Source organism: Klebsiella planticola, assembly GCF_000783935.2.
Taxonomy (GTDB): domain Bacteria; phylum Pseudomonadota; class Gammaproteobacteria; order Enterobacterales; family Enterobacteriaceae; genus Klebsiella; species Klebsiella planticola.
Genome location: NZ_CP026047.1, coordinates 1,736,304 through 1,755,548, shown reverse-complemented (window position 1 = coordinate 1,755,548; position 19,245 = coordinate 1,736,304). Strand labels below are relative to the sequence as shown.

The following is a 19,245-nucleotide window of genomic DNA, read 5'->3' as shown; positions in this document are numbered from 1 at the left end:
CGGCTAATATAGAAAGAATCTTCAAACATCATAAGAAAAACCTATGGAAAATTATCAGATCGACAATCTGGACCGCGGCATCCTGGAAGCCTTAATGGCCAATGCCCGTACCGCCTATGCCGAACTGGCCAAACAGTTTGGCGTCAGCCCGGGGACGATTCATGTTCGCGTAGAGAAGATGAAACAGGCAGGGATCATTACCGGCGCCCGTATCGACGTGAACCCCAAACAGCTCGGTTACGACGTCTGCTGCTTTATCGGCATCATTTTGAAAAGCGCCAAAGACTATCCCTCCGCGCTGGCCAAACTCGAAAGTCTCGACGAGGTCACCGAGGCCTACTACACCACCGGGCACTACAGCATCTTTATTAAGGTGATGTGCCGCTCGATCGATGCCCTGCAGCAGGTACTTATCAACAAGATCCAAACAATCGATGAAATTCAGTCCACCGAGACCCTGATCTCCCTGCAGAACCCGATCATGCGGACCATCCGCCCGTGATCGGGCTTTTTTAATCCCACATTTTCCACAGGTAGATCCCAGCTCTCACACAGCGTACAATGTGCCACTCTGAATAATTGAGCAGACGATCATGGCAGACATTACGCTTATCAGCGGCAGTACCCTGGGCAGTGCGGAATATGTAGCGGAGCATCTGGCTGAAAAGCTGGAAGAGGCGGGCTACAGCACCGAAATCCAGCACGGTCCGTTGATCGAGGATCTGCAGGCTGAGGGGATCTGGTTAGTTATCTCCTCTACACATGGTGCGGGTGATATCCCTGATAATCTGCTGCCGTTCTATGAAGCGCTTCAGGAAAAGCAGGCAGACCTGTCCGCCGTTCGTTTTGGCGCCGTGGGCATCGGCAGCCGCGAATACGACACCTTCTGCGGCGCCATCGACAAAATCGACAGCGCATTGAAGGCATGTGGCGCACAACAGATCGGCGAAACGCTGAAGATAAATGTCCTGGAACATGAAATTCCGGAGGATCCGGCTGAGATTTGGGTCGGATCCTGGAAAGATTTGCTCTAAGTTTTGTAAAGATCGTCCGATCTTCTGTGGATAACTACACTTAAAAGCTCTGATCAACCGGTAGTTATCCAACGTATAACCAGTGGCTGCTTTTTGACCTGTGTATAACCCTTCATTTTGATCCCAGCTTATACGGAACAGGATCACCGATCATTCACAGATAGTGATCCTTCTTAAGCGTTTGATCTTAAAACGCGGATCTGGCTTATCCACAGAAAGGTTCGATCCTAATAAGAGATCACAATAAAACAGATCTCTAAATAAAAGATCTTCTTTTTAATACTCAAGATCCCGGAGCTTTCTCGATCGACTAAAGTTGAGTAGAATCCACGGCCCGGGCTTCAATCCATTTTCAAACCGCTTTATGCGAGGCATACCACCATGTTTTATCAGGATCCTTTTGACGTCATCATCATTGGCGGGGGTCATGCAGGCACTGAGGCCGCGATGGCCGCAGCGCGAATGGGTCAGCAGACCCTGCTTTTGACACACAATATCGACACGTTGGGGCAGATGAGCTGCAACCCGGCGATTGGCGGCATTGGGAAAGGACACCTGGTAAAAGAAGTGGATGCGCTTGGCGGACTGATGGCGAAAGCGATCGACCAGGCAGGCATTCAGTTTAGGATACTAAACGCCAGCAAAGGACCGGCGGTACGAGCGACACGAGCTCAGGCAGACCGCGTACTCTATCGTCAGGCGGTACGCACTGCGCTGGAAAACCAGCCCAACCTGATGATCTTCCAGCAGGCGGTTGAGGATCTGATTGTTGAAAACGATCGGGTTGTCGGAGCCGTTACCCAGATGGGACTGAAATTCCGCGCCAAAGCGGTGGTCCTGACCGTCGGCACCTTCCTTGATGGCAAGATCCATATCGGACTGGATAACTACAGCGGTGGCCGCGCAGGCGATCCGCCGTCCATCCCGCTTTCTCGCCGCTTACGTGAGCTGCCGCTGCGCGTCAGCCGCCTGAAAACCGGTACGCCGCCGCGTATTGATGCCCGTACCATCGACTTTAGCGTTCTGGCGCCGCAGCATGGTGATAACCCCATGCCGGTCTTCTCGTTCATGGGCAATGTGGCTCAGCATCCGCAGCAGGTACCGTGCTATATCACGTATACCAACGAAAAAACCCACGACGTGATCCGTAATAACCTCGATCGTAGCCCAATGTATGCCGGGGTGATTGAAGGGATCGGCCCGCGTTATTGCCCGTCGATCGAAGATAAAGTGATGCGTTTTGCCGATCGTAACCAGCATCAGATCTTCCTCGAGCCTGAAGGGCTGACATCTAACGAAATTTATCCAAACGGTATCTCCACCAGCCTGCCGTTTGACGTACAAATGCAAATTGTTCGCTCTATGCAAGGCATGGAGAACGCCAGAATCGTTCGTCCAGGCTACGCTATTGAGTACGACTTTTTCGACCCGCGCGATCTGAAGCCGACGTTGGAAAGTAAATATATCCACGGTCTGTTCTTTGCCGGACAAATTAACGGCACCACCGGTTACGAAGAAGCTGCCGCTCAGGGGCTGCTTGCCGGCCTGAACGCCGGTCGTTTCTCTGCGGAAAAAGAGGGTTGGGCGCCGGCGCGTTCAGAAGCCTACCTCGGCGTGCTGGTCGACGATCTGTGTACTCTGGGAACGAAAGAACCGTACCGGATGTTTACTTCACGCGCCGAATATCGTCTGATGCTGCGCGAAGATAACGCCGATCTGCGTCTGACGGAACAGGGACGTGAACTGGGTCTGGTCGATGATGAACGCTGGGCGCGTTTCAATGAGAAGCTGGAAAGCATTGAGCTGGAGCGTCAGCGTCTGAAAACCACCTGGGTTTATCCGGCGGCAGACAGCGCAGAAGAAGTGAATGCTCACCTGACTGCACCACTTTCTCGCGAAGCGAGCGGAGAAGATTTACTCCGTCGTCCGGAAATGACCTATGAGCAGCTGGTTCAGCTGTCACCGTTCGCACCGGGCCTCGAAGATGTGCAGGCCGCAGAACAGGTCGAAATCCAGGTGAAGTACGAAGGGTATATTGCTCGTCAGCAGGAAGAGATCGAAAGACAGCAGCGTAATGAGAATACGATCCTGCCGGCAACGCTTGATTATCGTCAGGTGATCGGGTTGTCGAATGAAGTGATTGCCAAGCTCAACGATCACAAACCGTCTTCAATCGGTCAGGCTTCGCGTATTTCCGGCATCACGCCAGCGGCGATTTCTATTTTGCTGGTCTGGTTGAAAAAGCAGGGGATGCTGCGCCGTAGCGCCTGATTGCCCTGAGAGGCGGAATTTGGCGGATAGCAGACTGCGCCTCCGCCCTTTTGATTCACCGGCCCGGTAAGCGTCATCGCCTCCGGGCTCATTATTTCTGGACAGGTATTGAACGTGCTCAACAAACTTTCTCGTCTGCTGGCTGAAGCCGGTATTTCGCTCACCGATCACCAGAAAAACCAGCTGGTGGCCTATGTTGGAATGCTGGATAAGTGGAACAAAGCCTACAATCTGACTTCCGTTCGCGATCCGAATGAGATGCTGATTCGCCATATCCTCGATAGCATTGTTGTTGCGCCGTATCTGCAGGGAACGCGTTTTATCGACGTCGGAACAGGGCCAGGGCTACCGGGAATCCCGCTGGCGATAGTTCTTCCGCAAGCACATTTCACGCTGCTGGACAGCCTTGGTAAGCGCGTGCGTTTTCTTCGTCAGGTCCAGCATGAGTTAAAACTGGATAATATTGCTCCGGTACAGAGCCGCGTGGAAGATTTCCCCGCTGAGCCGCCGTTCGATGGCGTCATCAGCCGCGCATTTGCCTCTCTGAATGACATGGTCAGCTGGTGTCATCATCTGCCGTCAGAAACCGGCTGCTTCTATGCGTTGAAAGGGGTGGCCCAGGAAGATGAAATGGCAAATCTTCCCAACGGATATACCGTCAGCGAGATCATCAGGCTGCATGTTCCTGAGCTGGAAGGGGAGCGTCACCTGGTGGTTATTAAGCCAAAAATGATTTAGTTTTTATCAAAAAATGTGAAAAAAATGAGACCGTAGCATGTTACAAAAATAAATGTGACTGCGAGCTATTCCCGGAGCATTTTAACCATGTTTTTACTATGGGTTATCTCGAAGTTAACTTTGACGGTTGGTTAACCCATAAAATAGTCAACATTGAAAATATCAGTACGCTAAAAATCGAGCGCCTGACAGAGCATACAGATGTTAAATATTTATTATAAATGTCAATAAAAGGTTTTCATTGTATGCGTGGTTGTTTTATAAAAACTGCTCATTTTTTATCTTTAATATCAAAAAGATGAAAACAGACAATTTATGAACGGAATTAATTCGCATTCCTCTAAAATGTTTAATATGTGATCTGGTGCACGCTTTAATCTCTGTGTTTTCTCAGTATTTGCAGTTTCGTATGACGGCTCACAGATTGGCAAAATGCAGGAAAAGTTGCCAGCTGGAAAATAATTAAACATTTATTCACTATTTTGCTACTTATTGTTTGAAATCACGGGGCGTCACCGTATAATTTGTCCGCTTTTTGATGCTTGACTCTTCGTCTTAAAGGACGTTTTATACGACACGCGACATACCTCGAAGGGAGCAGGAGTAAAAACGTGATGTCTGTGTCGCTCTTGAGTCGAAACGTTGCTCGTAAGCTTCTGTTTATTCAGTTACTGGCAGTAATAGCAAGTGGACTGCTGTTCAGCCTAAAAGACCCCTTCTGGGGCGTCTCCGCTGTATGTGGAGGTTTGGCGGTTGTTTTGCCAAACATGTTGTTTATGATTTTTGCCTGGCGTCATCAGGCGCATACACCATCTAAAGGCCGAGTGGCCTGGACCTTCGCCTTCGGCGAAGCTTTCAAGGTGTTGCTGACCTTTGCCCTCCTCGCGGTGGCGCTGGCTGTATTCAAAGTGGTATTCATGCCGCTGATAGTGACGTGGGTTTTGGTGCTGGTGGTACAAATTCTGGCACCAGCTGTAATTAACAACAAAGGGTAAAAGGCATCATGGCTGCAGAAAATATGACGCCGCAGGAATACATAGGCCACCATCTGAATAACCTTCAGCTGGACCTGCGTACTTTCTCGCTGGTGGATCCGCACAACCCCCCGGCCACCTTCTGGACGCTCAACATTGACTCCATGTTCTTCTCAGTGGTGCTCGGTCTGTTGTTCCTTACCATTTTCCGTAGCGTTGCGAAAAAAGCGACCAGCGGTGTTCCTGGTAAACTCCAGACGGCTATCGAGATGACCATTGGCTTCGTCCATGGCAGCGTCAAAGACATGTATCATGGCAAGAGCAAGCTGATTGCTCCGCTGGCCCTCACCGTGTTTGTCTGGGTATTCCTGATGAACCTGATGGACCTGCTGCCAATCGACCTGATTCCTTACATCGGCGAACACATTTTCGGCCTGCCTGCACTGCGCGTGGTTCCGTCTGCTGACGTGAACATCACCCTGTCGATGGCGCTTGGCGTGTTTATCCTGATTCTTTTCTACAGCATCAAAATGAAAGGCGTGGGTGGGTTCGTTAAAGAACTGACGCTGCAGCCGTTCAATCACTGGGCATTCATTCCTGTCAACTTAATCCTTGAAGGGGTAAGCCTGCTGTCCAAACCGGTTTCACTTGGTCTGCGACTGTTCGGCAACATGTATGCCGGTGAGCTGATTTTCATTCTGATTGCTGGTCTGCTGCCGTGGTGGTCACAGTGGGTTCTGAATGTGCCATGGGCCATTTTCCACATCCTGATTATTACGCTGCAAGCCTTCATCTTCATGGTTCTGACGATCGTCTATCTGTCGATGGCATCTGAAGAGCATTGATTTTTACCAACATACTACGTTTTTACTGAAACAAACTGGAGACTGTCATGGAAAACCTGAATATGGATCTGCTGTACATGGCTGCCGCTGTGATGATGGGTCTGGCGGCGATCGGTGCTGCGATCGGTATCGGCATCCTCGGGGGCAAATTCCTGGAAGGCGCAGCGCGTCAACCGGATCTGATTCCTCTGCTGCGTACTCAGTTCTTTATCGTTATGGGTCTGGTGGATGCTATCCCGATGATCGCTGTAGGTCTGGGTCTGTACGTGATGTTTGCTGTCGCGTAGTAAGTTGTTCGAAAGAAACCTAAGCCACAGAGTTAATTTAAGAGGTATTGTGCTGTGAACATGAACGCAACAATCCTCGGCCAGGCCATCGCGTTTGTTCTTTTCGTATGGTTCTGCATGAAGTACGTATGGCCGCCGTTAATGGCTGCCATCGAAAAACGTCAGAAAGAGATTTCTGACGGTTTGGCTTCTGCAGAACGCGCTAAGAAAGATTTGGACCTTGCACAGGCCAACGCGACCGACCAGCTGAAAAAAGCGAAAGCGGAAGCTCAGGTCATCATCGAGCAGGCGAACAAGCGTCGCTCTCAGATGCTGGACGAAGCTAAAGCTGAAGCAGAACAGGAACGCACCAAAATCGTCGCACAGGCGCAGGCTGAAATCGATGCCGAACGTAAACGTGCTCGCGAGGAGCTGCGTAAGCAGGTCGCAATCCTGGCTGTTGCTGGCGCCGAGAAGATCATCGAACGTTCCGTGGATGAAGCTGCTAACAGCGACATCGTGGACAAACTTGTCGCTGAACTGTAAGGAGGGAGGGGCTGATGTCTGAATTTGTAACGGTAGCTCGCCCCTACGCCAAAGCAGCTTTTGACTTTGCCGTCGAACACAAAAGTGTTGAACGCTGGCAGGATATGCTGGCGTTTGCCGCTGAAGTGACCAAAAACGAACAAATGGCAGAGCTTCTGTCCGGTGCTCTGGCGCCGGAAACGCTCTCTGACGCGTTCATTGCGGTATGCGGTGAGCAACTGGACGAAAATGGCCAGAACCTGATTCGGGTTATGGCTGAAAATGGTCGTCTGCAAGTGCTCCCGGATGTTCTTGAGCAATTCATTCACCTGCGCGCTGCCAGTGAGGCAACCGCAGAGGTCGATGTTATTTCTGCCTCCCAGTTGAGTGAAGCACAGCTTGAGAAGATCGTCGGCGCGATGGAAAAACGTCTGTCACGCAAAGTTAAGCTGAATTGCAAAATCGATAAGTCTGTTATGGCAGGTGTTATCATCCGTGCGGGTGATATGGTCATTGATGGTAGCGTACGCGGCCGTCTTGATCGCCTTGCAGACGTCTTGCAGTCTTAAGGGGACTGGAGCATGCAACTGAATTCCACCGAAATCAGCGAACTGATCAAGCAGCGCATTGCTCAGTTCAATGTGGTGAGCGAAGCTCACAACGAAGGTACTATTGTTTCCGTCAGTGACGGTGTTATCCGCATCCACGGCCTGGCCGATTGTATGCAGGGTGAGATGATTTCCCTGCCGGGTAACCGTTACGCTATCGCACTGAACCTGGAGCGCGACTCCGTAGGTGCAGTAGTAATGGGTCCGTACGCTGACCTCGCCGAAGGCATGAAGGTTAAATGTACTGGCCGTATCCTTGAAGTTCCGGTTGGCCGTGGCCTGCTGGGTCGCGTGGTGAACACCCTGGGTGCACCTATCGACGGTAAAGGTCCGGTTGAGCACGATGGCTTCTCGCCAATCGAAGTTATCGCTCCGGGCGTTATCGAACGTCAGTCCGTCGATCAGCCGGTACAGACCGGTTACAAATCCGTCGATGCCATGATTCCAATCGGCCGTGGCCAGCGTGAGCTGATCATCGGTGACCGTCAGACCGGTAAAACCGCGATGGCAATCGATGCGATCATCAACCAACGTGATTCCGGCATCAAGTGCGTGTACGTAGCTATTGGCCAGAAAGCGTCCACCATTTCTAACGTGGTACGTAAACTGGAAGAGCACGGCGCGCTGTCCAACACAATCGTTGTCGTGGCGACCGCTTCTGAATCTGCTGCACTGCAATACCTGGCACCATATGCCGGTTGCGCAATGGGCGAATACTTCCGTGACCGCGGTGAAGATGCGCTGATCGTTTACGATGACCTGTCTAAACAGGCCGTTGCTTACCGTCAGGTTTCCCTGCTGCTCCGTCGTCCGCCAGGACGTGAAGCATTCCCGGGCGACGTGTTCTACCTCCACTCCCGTCTGCTGGAGCGCGCATCCCGCGTTAACGCGGAATACGTTGAGAAATTCACCAAAGGTGAAGTCAAAGGTAAAACCGGCTCCCTGACCGCACTGCCGATTATCGAAACCCAGGCGGGTGACGTTTCTGCGTTCGTTCCGACCAACGTAATTTCCATTACCGATGGTCAGATCTTCCTGGAAACCAACCTGTTTAACTCTGGTATTCGTCCTGCGGTTAACCCGGGTATCTCCGTATCCCGTGTTGGTGGTGCTGCTCAGACCAAGATCATCAAGAAACTGTCCGGTGGTATCCGTACCGCGCTGGCACAGTATCGTGAACTGGCTGCGTTCTCTCAGTTCGCATCCGATCTGGATGAAGCAACCCGTAAACAGCTGAGCCATGGTCAGAAAGTAACCGAGCTGCTGAAACAGAAACAGTATGCACCGATGTCTGTAGCACAGCAGGGTCTGGTCCTGTTTGCTGCTGAACGCGGTTACCTCGAAGATGTGGAACTGGCGAAAATCGGTAGCTTCGAAGCCGCTCTGCTGGCTTACGTTGACCGTGACCACGCTCCGCTGATGCAAGAGATTAACCAGACCGGTGGCTATAACGACGAGATCGAAGGCAAGCTGAAAAGCATCCTCGACTCCTTTAAAGCAACCCAGTCCTGGTAAAGTCTGGCGGCTTGCCTTAGGGCAGGCCGCAAGGCATTGAGGAGAAGTTCATGGCCGGCGCAAAAGAGATACGTAGTAAGATCGCAAGCGTCCAGAACACGCAAAAGATCACTAAAGCGATGGAAATGGTCGCCGCTTCCAAAATGCGTAAATCGCAGGAGCGCATGGCGGCCAGCCGTCCTTATGCAGATACCATGCGCAAAGTGATTGGTCACCTTGCAAACGGTAATCTGGAATATAAGCACCCGTACCTGGAAGAACGCGACGTTAAACGCGTGGGCTACCTGGTGGTGTCGACCGACCGTGGTCTGTGCGGCGGCTTGAACATTAACCTGTTCAAGAAAGTGCTGGCAGATATGAAAGTATGGTCCGATAAAGGCGTTCAGTGCGACATCGCAATGATCGGCTCTAAAGGCGTATCTTTCTTTAGTTCCGTCGGTGGCAATATTGTCGCCCAGGTGACTGGCATGGGAGATAACCCATCGCTGTCCGAACTGATCGGCCCGGTAAAAGTGATGTTGCAGGCCTATGATGAAGGCCGTCTGGACAAGCTGTACGTTGTCAGCAACAAATTTATTAATACCATGTCCCAGACTCCGACCATCACTCAGCTGCTGCCGTTACCGGCATCAGAAGATGCTGAGCTGAAGCGTAAATCCTGGGATTATCTGTATGAGCCAGACCCGAAAGCGCTGCTGGATACCCTCCTGCGTCGTTATGTCGAGTCCCAGGTTTATCAGGGCGTGGTAGAAAACCTGGCCAGCGAGCAGGCCGCACGTATGGTGGCGATGAAAGCCGCAACCGATAATGGCGGCAGCCTGATTAAAGAGCTGCAGTTGGTATACAACAAAGCTCGTCAGGCCAGCATTACTCAGGAACTCACCGAGATCGTCGGTGGTGCATCCGCGGTATAACCAGGTTAATTCGTAGAGGATTCAAGATGGCTACTGGAAAAATTGTCCAGGTAATCGGCGCCGTGGTTGACGTCGAATTCCCTCAGGATGCCGTACCGCGCGTGTACGATGCTCTTGAGGTACAGAATGGTAATGAGAGCCTGGTGCTGGAAGTTCAGCAGCAGCTCGGCGGTGGTATCGTACGTGCTATCGCCATGGGTTCTTCTGACGGTCTGCGTCGTGGTCTGGAAGTTAAAGACCTTGAGCACCCGATCGAAGTCCCGGTTGGTAAAGCAACGCTGGGTCGTATCATGAACGTGCTGGGTCAGCCGATCGATATGAAAGGCGACATCGGCGAAGAAGAGCGTTGGGCTATTCACCGCGCAGCTCCGTCTTATGAAGAGCTGTCCAGTTCTCAGGAACTGCTGGAAACCGGCATCAAAGTTATCGACCTGATGTGTCCGTTCGCTAAGGGCGGTAAAGTAGGTCTGTTCGGTGGTGCGGGCGTAGGTAAAACCGTAAACATGATGGAGCTGATCCGTAACATCGCGATCGAGCACTCCGGTTACTCCGTGTTTGCGGGCGTCGGTGAACGTACTCGTGAGGGTAACGACTTCTACCACGAAATGACCGACTCCAACGTTCTGGATAAAGTATCCCTGGTTTATGGCCAGATGAACGAGCCGCCGGGAAACCGTCTGCGCGTTGCTCTGACCGGCCTGACCATGGCTGAGAAATTCCGTGACGAAGGTCGTGACGTTCTGCTGTTCGTCGATAACATCTATCGTTATACCCTGGCCGGTACTGAAGTATCCGCACTGCTGGGTCGTATGCCTTCAGCGGTAGGTTATCAGCCGACCCTGGCGGAAGAGATGGGTGTTCTGCAGGAACGTATCACCTCCACCAAAACCGGTTCTATCACTTCCGTACAGGCCGTATACGTCCCTGCGGATGACTTGACTGACCCGTCACCAGCCACCACCTTTGCTCACCTTGATGCAACCGTGGTACTGAGCCGTCAGATTGCGTCTCTGGGTATCTACCCGGCCGTTGACCCGCTGGACTCCACCAGCCGTCAGCTGGATCCGCTGGTTGTGGGTCAGGAACACTACGACACCGCACGTGGCGTACAGTCCCTGCTGCAACGTTATCAGGAACTGAAAGACATCATCGCCATCCTCGGTATGGATGAACTGTCTGAAGAAGACAAACTGGTGGTAGCTCGCGCACGTAAGATTCAGCGCTTCCTGTCCCAGCCGTTCTTCGTGGCAGAAGTATTTACCGGTTCTCCGGGCAAGTACGTCTCCCTGAAAGACACCATCCGTGGCTTTAAAGGCATCATGGAAGGCGAATACGATCACCTGCCAGAGCAGGCGTTCTACATGGTCGGTTCTATCGACGAAGCCGTGGAAAAAGCCAAAAAACTTTAACGCCTTAATCGGAGGGTGATATGGCAATGACTTACCACCTGGACGTCGTCAGCGCGGAGCAACAAATGTTCTCCGGTCTGGTCGAGAAAATCCAGGTAACGGGTAGTGAAGGTGAACTGGGTATTTACCCGGGTCACGCACCGCTGCTCACCGCCATTAAGCCTGGTATGATTCGCATCGTTAAACAGCACGGTCATGAAGAGTTTATCTATCTGTCCGGCGGCATTCTTGAAGTGCAGCCTGGTAGCGTGACCGTTCTGGCTGATACGGCAATTCGTGGCCAGGATCTCGACGAAGCGCGAGCCCTGGAATCGAAGCGTAAAGCGGAAGAGCACATTAACAGCTCTCACGGCGACGTGGATTACGCTCAGGCGTCCGCGGAACTGGCCAAAGCGATCGCCAAACTGCGCGTTATCGAGTTGACCAAAAAAGCGATGTAACACCGGCTTGAAAGTTAAAAAGCCAGTCTGGTTTCCAGGCTGGCTTTTTTTATGGCTTCGTTTCATATTTATCAAAACTAAAATGGCATTTTAATTTTTTGTGACGAGCATCTCATTTATGTTGATCGGTTAAAAAATGAAGCGTAGACTTGTTTTTGTGATGTGAGTCACAAAACAAATCTACCAGAACACATTCTTTATCCAGGAAGTCATCATGAAACTGCTTAACAAAATCATCGCTTTCTTCAGTGCTATGAACGTCACTTTCGGTACCTTCAATCACTAAGTCGCCAACCTCTCTGCATTTGCGCTGTACCGCTAACGAAAACGACAACACATGCGGTGTGAAGCAGAACGAAAAAGGTCGCCCGAGGGCGGCCTTTGTGTTTTCTCAGCCGGATAAAGCGCAAGACGCCCTTGCTATCGACGGTTGAGAAAGTCTCCGGTAGCAAAACTGCCATCGGCATGACGCAGCAGCGGATCCGGTAGCGCCAGGGTTTGATAATCGGCGCTCAGAATGGTCTTCCCCTCTGCATTGACGCTTTTCCCGCCGCGAATAAAGTAGTTGTTATCTTTAATATTCCCGACAACGGCATCATCATATTTTCCGGGCTGGCTGCGCAGTGACAGGTTGTCGCTGAAATCGCCTTGAGTCTCTGGCTTACCGTATGGGCTGGGGCGGAAGAGATAGTTAAAGCGCTGGTTATCTACCGCGACGTTATTGACCACTACCAGCTTGCCGGGATTGAAATTATCGGTAAACCCATCCAGATGGTTACCGATAGCAATGCTGTTACGTATTTCGTGGGCAACCGGCTGCCCTTCCCCGCCGAGTTTAAAACCGTTACTGGTGTTATTGCGGGCAATTGAATTCTCGATCACCACAACGCCATTGGCGCCGTCTTCGATTTTGTTAAACAGGTCGAATCCGTCATCGATATTGTCGTGTGAGTAGCAACCTTCCAGACGATTACCTTCCCCTACCCGCATTTTTACCGCGAAACCATCGGCGTTAATCTTACCGGGATCCTCATTGCCGTAGGATTCAGAGTTCACGACCCGATTGTAGCTGGCCCATAGTGGGCGACCTGTTTTGTCCGGGGAGGATATCTGGATCCCGGTATCCTCGTTTTTGTAGGCCGTGACGTTCTCGATCAGGTTATGGCTACCCTGTATGCGCAGGCTTTTGTCTGTTATCGAGATGCCATTGATATGCCAGTAGTTGGCATCCAGCAGCAGGCCATGAATAACCGCCTTGCCGTTGGCCTGCAGCGTTTTTACCTTTTCTCTGAGCCCGCTGGCCTGAAGCGGAATCATCGTTTGCGGATAATCCCCGGCGGCTAAGATAATCTTTCCGCCCGGAGGCAACAAATCGACCGCGGTGGAGAGATCGAGCGGAGAATCCAGCGTCCCTTTCGCGTCAGACTGCCCCTCAGGGGAGACATGCAGCGTGTTCCCTTCAACACGCTGGTTGCGTTCAACCGTCAGGCTTTGCGTAATGGGTTTTTGGCCGCTGGCGGGGGTAAAAACAATTTCAAAGGTACTGTTCTCTTTGAGCGTCGCGGGTTGAGTAAACATCTCACCGGCTTTGACCTTTTTATTCATCCCAATCGTCACCTCATCCTGACGAACAGTGAAATCGCCGTCGTCACTGGCCCGGGCCTGCAATACGTAATCTGCGCTCTGGCTTTGTACGCCTGAGGCGATTTGCATCACCACCGGCCAGGTTTTGGCAACATAGGGCTGCGAAGCAACGATATTTGCCGGGGATGTCACCAGAGATGCATGGCTGACGGTGATTTTGGCGTTACGAGAAGCAAAAAAGCCAACGTAGTAATTGTCTTTATCCTGTTGCGTGATCAGATCGGCATGAGGCACTTTTTGACTCACCCACTTATCGCTGCCGACGGGCGCCCATGATGTGACAAATCCCTCGTTGGTACGTTCGAGTCTGAGCTGGAAGTCCGGTGTCTGCTTAAGATCGATATTCTCTTTATAACTCAGCCGGTTGATAGTCGAACCTGCGTTTCCCCACGGTTGCGCGATCCCTTCCCGGGTAATGGCCTGGAGTTTGACGCGCGAGCGATCTTTTTTATCCTGGGTCATAATCGCGTTCATGACCATATTGGATGCTGCCGGAAACTCTTCGTAGCCAACCACTAAAGGCTGCTGCCGCGGATGGCCGATAACATCGCGAACCAGCAGCCCTGCGCCCTCCTGTGCTGCCGGAAGGGCGCCATTTTCCGGACCAAATTGATCCACCGTCACCGTGGCCTGCAGGATGAAATTCTGTCGGGCCGGTAGTTCAGTATAAAAGAAGGTCAGACCGTCGTGCGAGTTGGCTATTTTTCCGCCCCGACTCTCAATGGTGACAGGAGCCTGGAGATTGGCAACAGCCTGCGGAGCCAGTTTTTTTCCTGCTATCGTTACATCGTTAACGCCGATTTTTTCCGGCAGTACGTTGGAGGAAAAATTCACGTCTGTTGATTGACCAAAAGCGATGCCTCGCCAGACATGCTGCTCGTCAGCCTGCAGCGGTAATGCGATAATTGTGCTGCAAAGGGCTAATGCCAAAGGTATTTTTTTATTCATTTTTGTCTCCTGGGTAATTATTGAGCAGCATTATCATAATAATGAAATGGTGTTTCTATTTGTTGCGTCACAATTAACGAATATTGAAACTGTGTTTTATTTTATTACCTTGCTTTATTCAGGTGTCAAAAAAACAGGAAAAGCAGTGAGATAGCAGGGATTTATCTCCCTTATGCGCGTTTTTAGGAGATAAACTTATTTGCAGCGGTGAAAAAGAGCACCATAAAATGGTGTATATCGTTGAGCCAGGGCGTTTTATCCTCGTCTCGTTTCATGATGAAAAATATGTAGATATTTCAACGTGAAAGGCTTTTACTTTTCGTTCTAATTGTTGTCAGGATGCGTATGTCAAACAGTGCGATGAGCGTGGTTATCCTTGCCGCAGGCAAAGGGACCCGCATGTATTCCGATCTTCCTAAGGTGCTGCACTCCCTGGCCGGGAAGCCAATGGTGCAGCATGTTATTGATGCGACTAAAGATCTCGGTGCTTCGGCCGTACATCTGGTGTACGGGCACGGTGGCGATCTACTGCGCCAGACGCTGCATGAAGATAATCTTAACTGGGTCTTGCAAGCTGAACAGCTCGGTACCGGCCATGCCATGCAACAGGCGGCACCGTTCTTCCATGATGATGAAGACATCATGATGCTGTACGGCGATGTTCCGCTGATTTCCGTTGATACGCTACAACGCCTGCGCGCGGCGAAGCCACAGGGCGGCATTGGCCTGCTGACGGTGAAGCTGGACGATCCGAGCGGATATGGTCGCATTACGCGTGAAAACGGTCAGGTTACCGGCATCGTGGAGCATAAAGATGCCAGCGATACGCAGCGTCAGATTCAGGAAATTAACACCGGTATTTTGATCGCTGGTGGGGCGGATTTAAAACGCTGGCTGGCGAAGCTGACGAACAACAATGTGCAGGGTGAATACTACATCACCGATATTATCGCCATGGCGTATCAGGAAGGGCGTGAAATCGTTGCCGTTCATCCGCAGCGCTTAAGCGAAGTTGAAGGGGTAAACAACCGCCTGCAGCTGTCGCGTCTGGAGCGCGTTTATCAATCCGAACAGGCGGAAAAACTGCTGCTGGCAGGCGTGATGCTGCGCGATCCGGCGCGTTTTGATCTCCGCGGTACCCTGAAACATGGGCGCGATGTGGAGATTGATACTAACGTTATCCTCGAAGGCAACGTGGTTCTGGGTGAACGCGTGAAGATCGGCGCAGGCTGCGTGATCAAAAACAGCACCATTGGCGATGACTGTGAGATCAGCCCGTATTCGGTTGTGGAAGATGCTCATCTGCAGGCTGCCTGCACCATCGGTCCGTTCGCGCGCCTGCGTCCTGGCGCCGAACTGCTGGAAGGCGCGCATGTTGGCAACTTCGTAGAAATGAAAAAAGCGCGACTGGGTAAAGGCTCGAAGGCAGGTCATCTTTCCTACCTCGGCGACGCGGAAATCGGCGACAACGTGAATATCGGCGCCGGTACCATTACCTGTAACTACGATGGTGCAAATAAATTCAAAACCATTATCGGCGACGATGTGTTTGTCGGTTCCGACACTCAGCTGGTGGCGCCGGTGACCGTGGGTAACGGCGTCACGATTGCCGCCGGTACGACGGTCACGCGCGATATTGCCGACAACGAACTGGTTTTAAGCCGTGTGCCGCAGGTCCATAAACAGGGCTGGCAGCGTCCGGTGAAGAAGACGTAATGTTTGGATTGTCGCCGGGGGGGAAACCGCCCGGCGAACCAGGATGAGAGGATCAATATAGGTCCCCGTCCGCAGGCAGTACCATAAAAATAACCCCACTCTCTACAAGGCTCGGGGCGCCCGTAACGCGGGCAAATACAGGTCAGCGACAACGCATGGCATAACGCCATTATCAGGAAATTTAACTATGTGTGGAATTGTTGGCGCAGTCGCGCAGCGTGATATTGCTGAAATCCTTCTCGAAGGTTTACGTCGTCTGGAATACCGTGGATATGACTCTGCCGGTCTGGCAGTGGTTGATAACGCAGGGCATATGTCCCGCGTTCGTCGTCTCGGTAAAGTCCAGATGCTGGCTCAGGCGGTAGAAGAGCACCCGTTACACGGTGGTACGGGGATTGCCCATACCCGCTGGGCAACGCACGGTGAGCCGTCTGAAGGTAACGCGCATCCGCATGTTTCTGAACACATTGTGGTGGTCCATAACGGTATCATCGAAAACCACGAACCGCTGCGCGAAGAGCTGAAAGCGCGTGGTTACACCTTCGTCTCTGAAACTGACACCGAAGTGATTGCTCACCTGGTGCACTGGGAGCTGGAGCAGGGCGGCACGCTGCGTGAAGCGGTACTGCGAGCCATTCCTCAGCTTCGCGGCGCCTACGGTACGGTGATCATGGATTCCCGTGACCCGTCAACGCTGCTGGCAGCGCGTTCCGGTAGCCCGATGGTTATCGGTCTGGGTATGGGGGAAAACTTTATTGCCTCCGATCAGCTGGCTCTGCTGCCGGTTACCCGTCGCTTTATCTTCCTCGAAGAAGGCGATATCGCGGAAGTGACTCGCCGCAGCGTGACCGTATTCGATACCAAAGGCGTGCAGGTGAAACGTCAGGAGATCGAATCTAATCTGCAGTACGACGCAGGCGACAAAGGCACCTACCGTCACTACATGCAAAAAGAGATTTACGAACAGCCGAATGCGATCAAAAACACCCTCACCGGGCGCATCAGCCATGGCGAAGTGGATCTCAGCGAGCTGGGCACGCATGCGAATGAAATGTTGTCTCAGGTTGAACATATCCAGATCGTAGCCTGCGGCACCTCGTATAACTCCGGCATGGTTTCTCGCTACTGGTTTGAAGCGCTGGCGGGCGTGCCGTGCGATGTGGAAATCGCCTCTGAATTCCGCTATCGCAAATCGGCGGTGCGTCGCAACAGCCTGATGATCACGCTTTCCCAGTCCGGTGAAACCGCGGATACGCTGGCCGCGCTGCGTCTGTCAAAAGAGCTGGGCTACCTCGGATCGCTGGCTATTTGTAACGTGGCGAGTTCTTCTCTGGTCCGCGAGTCCGATTTGTCGCTGATGACCAAAGCGGGCACTGAGATCGGCGTGGCCTCGACCAAAGCCTTTACCACTCAGCTGACCGTATTGCTGCTGCTGGTGGCAAAACTGGCGCGCCTTAAAGGTCTGGATGCCGCCGTTGAGCATGATATCGTTCATGGGCTGCAGGCGTTGCCGAACCGTATTGAGCAGATGCTGTCGCAGGATAAGCGTATTGAAGCGCTGGCCGAGAACTTCTCCGATAAGCACCATGCGCTGTTCCTTGGCCGTGGCGATCAGTATCCGATCGCGCTGGAAGGGGCGCTGAAGCTGAAAGAGATCTCTTATATCCACGCGGAAGCCTATGCGGCCGGTGAGTTGAAGCACGGTCCTCTGGCCCTGATTGACGCCGAAATGCCGGTGATCGTCGTTGCGCCGAATAACGAATTGCTGGAGAAGCTGAAATCCAACATTGAAGAAGTTCGCGCGCGTGGCGGCCAGCTGTATGTCTTCGCCGATGGCGAGGCGGGTTTCAACAGCAGCGACAATATGCACATTATTGAAATGCCGCATGTTGAAGAGGTGATTGCGCCGATCTTCTACACCGTGCCACTGCAGCTGCTGGCCTATCACGTTGCGCTGATTAAAGGCACTGACGTCGACCAGCCGCGTAACCTGGCGAAATCGGTCACCGTAGAGTAAGCCAACACGCATCAGACAAAGGGCTGCCATCCGGCGGCCCTTTTTTTATTTCCGGCGATCGTTTTTCAGTGCTCTGGTGAAAAATGCCGCTGCGCGGGTTTATGACAAACCGTCATCTTCGACTACGATTTTAAGTGTCATAAAAAGAAAATTTTTCTGCAATCTTACGGTCACTTAAATAATTAACAGTATGATTTATATTGTTTTTATTTTCACCAGTCGGCTGTCTTTTTGAGTGTCATAAAACTGTAATAATTCGTACATTTTACTGTCACCTCTTTGTCCTATTTTGCTCACCATAGCCTCGAAACAACGATTTACGAATCCAGCAGGAGACATTATGAACGTTATGCGTACCACCGTCGCAACAGTTGTCGCCGCGACCTTATCGATGAGCGCTTTCTCTGCATTTGCAGCTGCAAGCCTGACTGGCGCGGGCGCAACTTTCCCTGCACCGGTGTATGCCAAATGGGCTGATACCTATCAGAAAGAAACCGGCAATAAAGTGAACTACCAGGGCATTGGCTCTTCCGGTGGTGTAAAACAAATTATTGCTAACACCGTCGATTTCGGTGCTTCTGATGCTCCTCTGGCCGATGACAAACTGGCTCAGGAAGGCCTGTTCCAGTTCCCGACCGTGATCGGTGGCGTGGTTCTGGCAATCAACCTGCCTGGCGTGAAGTCGGGTGAGCTGGTTCTGGACGGTAAAACTCTGGGTGATATCTACCTGGGCAAAATTAAAAAGTGGGATGACGAAGCGATCGCTAAACTCAACCCGGGTATGAAGCTGCCGTCTCAGAACATCGCCGTGGTTCGTCGCGCCGATGGTTCCGGTACTTCCTTCGTGTTCACCAGCTACCTGGCGAAAGTGAACGAAGAGTGGAAATCTAAGATTGGCGCGGGTTCTACCGTTAACTGGCCGACCGGTCTGGGCGGTAAAGGTAACGACGGCATCGCCGCTTTCGTTCAACGTCTGCCGGGCTCCATTGGCTACGTAGAATACGCGTATGCGAAGCAGAACAACCTGGCCTACACCAAACTGCTTTCCGCAGATGGCAAGCCGGTCAGCCCGACGGAAGATAACTTCGCTAACGCGGCTAAAGGTATCGACTGGAGCAAATCCTTCGCACAGGATCTGACTAACCAGAAAGGTGAGAATGCATGGCCGATCACCTCAACCACCTTTATCCTGGTACACAAAGCCACGACCAAACCAGAACAGACTGCTGAAGTGCTGAAGTTCTTCGATTGGGCGTACAAAAATGGCAGTAAAGAAGCCAACGCACTGGATTACGCAACGCTGCCGGAAAGCGTGGTTGAGCAGGTTCGCGCTGCATGGAAAACCAACGTGAAAGACAGCAGCGGTAAAGCGCTGTACTAA

General features: G+C 52.0%; 17 protein-coding genes. 16 read left to right on the top strand and 1 reads right to left on the bottom strand.

All coding sequences use genetic code 11. From position 1 onward, the window contains the following. Positions 1 to 43 precede the first annotated feature (43 nt). From asnC to MC50_RS08430, 13 genes are all read left to right on the top strand, one after another. Positions 44 to 502, top strand: a complete 459-nt coding sequence (asnC, locus tag MC50_RS08490; RefSeq protein WP_004869233.1) for a transcriptional regulator AsnC — start codon at positions 44 to 46, stop codon at positions 500 to 502. Between the two features lie 91 nt (positions 503 to 593). Next, positions 594 to 1,034 carry an FMN-binding protein MioC gene (gene mioC, locus MC50_RS08485; protein ID WP_004869231.1) on the top strand — a complete coding sequence of 147 codons (441 nt, stop codon included), beginning with the start codon at positions 594 to 596 and terminating at the stop codon, positions 1,032 to 1,034. Positions 1,035 to 1,415: 381 nt separating this feature from the next. Beyond that, entirely contained in the window at positions 1,416 to 3,305 is a 1,890-nt protein-coding gene (mnmG, locus tag MC50_RS08480; RefSeq protein WP_032697069.1) for a tRNA uridine-5-carboxymethylaminomethyl(34) synthesis enzyme MnmG, read from the top strand. A 114-nt stretch (positions 3,306 to 3,419) separates the two neighbouring features. Beyond that, a complete protein-coding gene (rsmG, locus tag MC50_RS08475; RefSeq protein WP_032690155.1) occupies positions 3,420 to 4,043 on the top strand; it encodes a 16S rRNA (guanine(527)-N(7))-methyltransferase RsmG in 624 nt (207 codons plus the stop codon). A 614-nt stretch (positions 4,044 to 4,657) separates the two neighbouring features. Beyond that, positions 4,658 to 5,038: a F0F1 ATP synthase subunit I gene (atpI, locus tag MC50_RS08470; RefSeq protein ID WP_004869225.1), complete on the top strand. Its 381-nt coding sequence runs from the start codon at positions 4,658 to 4,660 to the stop codon at positions 5,036 to 5,038. 8 nt (positions 5,039 to 5,046) lie between these two features. Next, positions 5,047 to 5,862 (top strand): F0F1 ATP synthase subunit A, encoded by an 816-nt coding sequence (atpB, locus tag MC50_RS08465; protein WP_004869223.1) that lies wholly within the window; start codon positions 5,047 to 5,049, stop codon positions 5,860 to 5,862. A gap of 47 nt (positions 5,863 to 5,909) precedes the next feature. After that, positions 5,910 to 6,149: a F0F1 ATP synthase subunit C gene (atpE, locus tag MC50_RS08460; RefSeq protein ID WP_000429386.1), complete on the top strand. Its 240-nt coding sequence runs from the start codon at positions 5,910 to 5,912 to the stop codon at positions 6,147 to 6,149. A gap of 54 nt (positions 6,150 to 6,203) precedes the next feature. Next, a complete protein-coding gene (gene atpF / locus MC50_RS08455; protein WP_004869221.1) occupies positions 6,204 to 6,674 on the top strand; it encodes a F0F1 ATP synthase subunit B in 471 nt (156 codons plus the stop codon). 14 nt (positions 6,675 to 6,688) lie between these two features. Beyond that, complete coding sequence (atpH, locus tag MC50_RS08450) at positions 6,689 to 7,222, top strand: F0F1 ATP synthase subunit delta (protein WP_004869220.1); 534 nt, start codon at positions 6,689 to 6,691, stop codon at positions 7,220 to 7,222. Positions 7,223 to 7,234: 12 nt separating this feature from the next. Beyond that, complete coding sequence (gene atpA, locus MC50_RS08445; protein WP_004869219.1) at positions 7,235 to 8,776, top strand: F0F1 ATP synthase subunit alpha; 1,542 nt, start codon at positions 7,235 to 7,237, stop codon at positions 8,774 to 8,776. 50 nt (positions 8,777 to 8,826) lie between these two features. Continuing rightward, positions 8,827 to 9,690, top strand: coding sequence for a F0F1 ATP synthase subunit gamma (gene atpG / locus MC50_RS08440; protein WP_004869218.1), 864 nt, complete (start codon positions 8,827 to 8,829; stop codon positions 9,688 to 9,690). A 26-nt stretch (positions 9,691 to 9,716) separates the two neighbouring features. Next, entirely contained in the window at positions 9,717 to 11,099 is a 1,383-nt protein-coding gene (atpD, locus tag MC50_RS08435; protein WP_004869217.1) for a F0F1 ATP synthase subunit beta, read from the top strand. Positions 11,100 to 11,119: 20 nt separating this feature from the next. Next, complete coding sequence (locus tag MC50_RS08430; RefSeq protein ID WP_004869216.1) at positions 11,120 to 11,539, top strand: F0F1 ATP synthase subunit epsilon; 420 nt, start codon at positions 11,120 to 11,122, stop codon at positions 11,537 to 11,539. Between the two features lie 420 nt (positions 11,540 to 11,959). Here the strand turns inward: MC50_RS08430 and MC50_RS08425 are convergent, their stop codons facing one another. Then, entirely contained in the window at positions 11,960 to 14,131 is a 2,172-nt protein-coding gene (locus tag MC50_RS08425; RefSeq protein ID WP_047663643.1) for a right-handed parallel beta-helix repeat-containing protein, read from the bottom strand. A gap of 345 nt (positions 14,132 to 14,476) precedes the next feature. On the opposite strand from MC50_RS08425, the gene glmU reads away from it, so the two are divergent. The 3 genes from glmU (at position 14,477) to pstS (ending at position 19,245) form a co-directional block, all read left to right on the top strand. Further along, positions 14,477 to 15,847, top strand: a complete 1,371-nt coding sequence (gene glmU, locus MC50_RS08415) for a bifunctional UDP-N-acetylglucosamine diphosphorylase/glucosamine-1-phosphate N-acetyltransferase GlmU (protein ID WP_032690157.1) — start codon at positions 14,477 to 14,479, stop codon at positions 15,845 to 15,847. Positions 15,848 to 16,034: 187 nt separating this feature from the next. After that, entirely contained in the window at positions 16,035 to 17,864 is a 1,830-nt protein-coding gene (glmS, locus tag MC50_RS08410) for a glutamine--fructose-6-phosphate transaminase (isomerizing) (RefSeq protein ID WP_032690158.1), read from the top strand. A gap of 340 nt (positions 17,865 to 18,204) precedes the next feature. Then, positions 18,205 to 19,245, top strand: coding sequence for a phosphate ABC transporter substrate-binding protein PstS (pstS, locus tag MC50_RS08405; RefSeq protein ID WP_032690159.1), 1,041 nt, complete (start codon positions 18,205 to 18,207; stop codon positions 19,243 to 19,245).

Excerpts from the sequence above, each read along its gene's own strand:
- MC50_RS08430 (WP_004869216.1), top strand. The coding sequence starts at position 11,120 with ATGGCAATGACTTACCACCTGGACGTCGTCAGCGCGGAGCAACAAATG.
- atpB (WP_004869223.1), top strand. The coding sequence starts at position 5,047 with ATGGCTGCAGAAAATATGACGCCGCAGGAATACATAGGCCACCATCTG.
- atpD (WP_004869217.1), top strand. The coding sequence starts at position 9,717 with ATGGCTACTGGAAAAATTGTCCAGGTAATCGGCGCCGTGGTTGACGTC.
- atpG (WP_004869218.1), top strand. The coding sequence starts at position 8,827 with ATGGCCGGCGCAAAAGAGATACGTAGTAAGATCGCAAGCGTCCAGAAC.
- atpE (WP_000429386.1), top strand. The coding sequence starts at position 5,910 with ATGGAAAACCTGAATATGGATCTGCTGTACATGGCTGCCGCTGTGATG.
- mnmG (WP_032697069.1), top strand. The coding sequence starts at position 1,416 with ATGTTTTATCAGGATCCTTTTGACGTCATCATCATTGGCGGGGGTCAT.
- mioC (WP_004869231.1), top strand. The coding sequence starts at position 594 with ATGGCAGACATTACGCTTATCAGCGGCAGTACCCTGGGCAGTGCGGAA.
- MC50_RS08425 (WP_047663643.1), bottom strand. The coding sequence starts at position 14,131 with ATGAATAAAAAAATACCTTTGGCATTAGCCCTTTGCAGCACAATTATC.
- atpI (WP_004869225.1), top strand. The coding sequence starts at position 4,658 with ATGTCTGTGTCGCTCTTGAGTCGAAACGTTGCTCGTAAGCTTCTGTTT.
- atpA (WP_004869219.1), top strand. The coding sequence starts at position 7,235 with ATGCAACTGAATTCCACCGAAATCAGCGAACTGATCAAGCAGCGCATT.
- pstS (WP_032690159.1), top strand. The coding sequence starts at position 18,205 with ATGAACGTTATGCGTACCACCGTCGCAACAGTTGTCGCCGCGACCTTA.
- asnC (WP_004869233.1), top strand. The coding sequence starts at position 44 with ATGGAAAATTATCAGATCGACAATCTGGACCGCGGCATCCTGGAAGCC.
- glmS (WP_032690158.1), top strand. The coding sequence starts at position 16,035 with ATGTGTGGAATTGTTGGCGCAGTCGCGCAGCGTGATATTGCTGAAATC.
- atpH (WP_004869220.1), top strand. The coding sequence starts at position 6,689 with ATGTCTGAATTTGTAACGGTAGCTCGCCCCTACGCCAAAGCAGCTTTT.
- glmU (WP_032690157.1), top strand. The coding sequence starts at position 14,477 with ATGTCAAACAGTGCGATGAGCGTGGTTATCCTTGCCGCAGGCAAAGGG.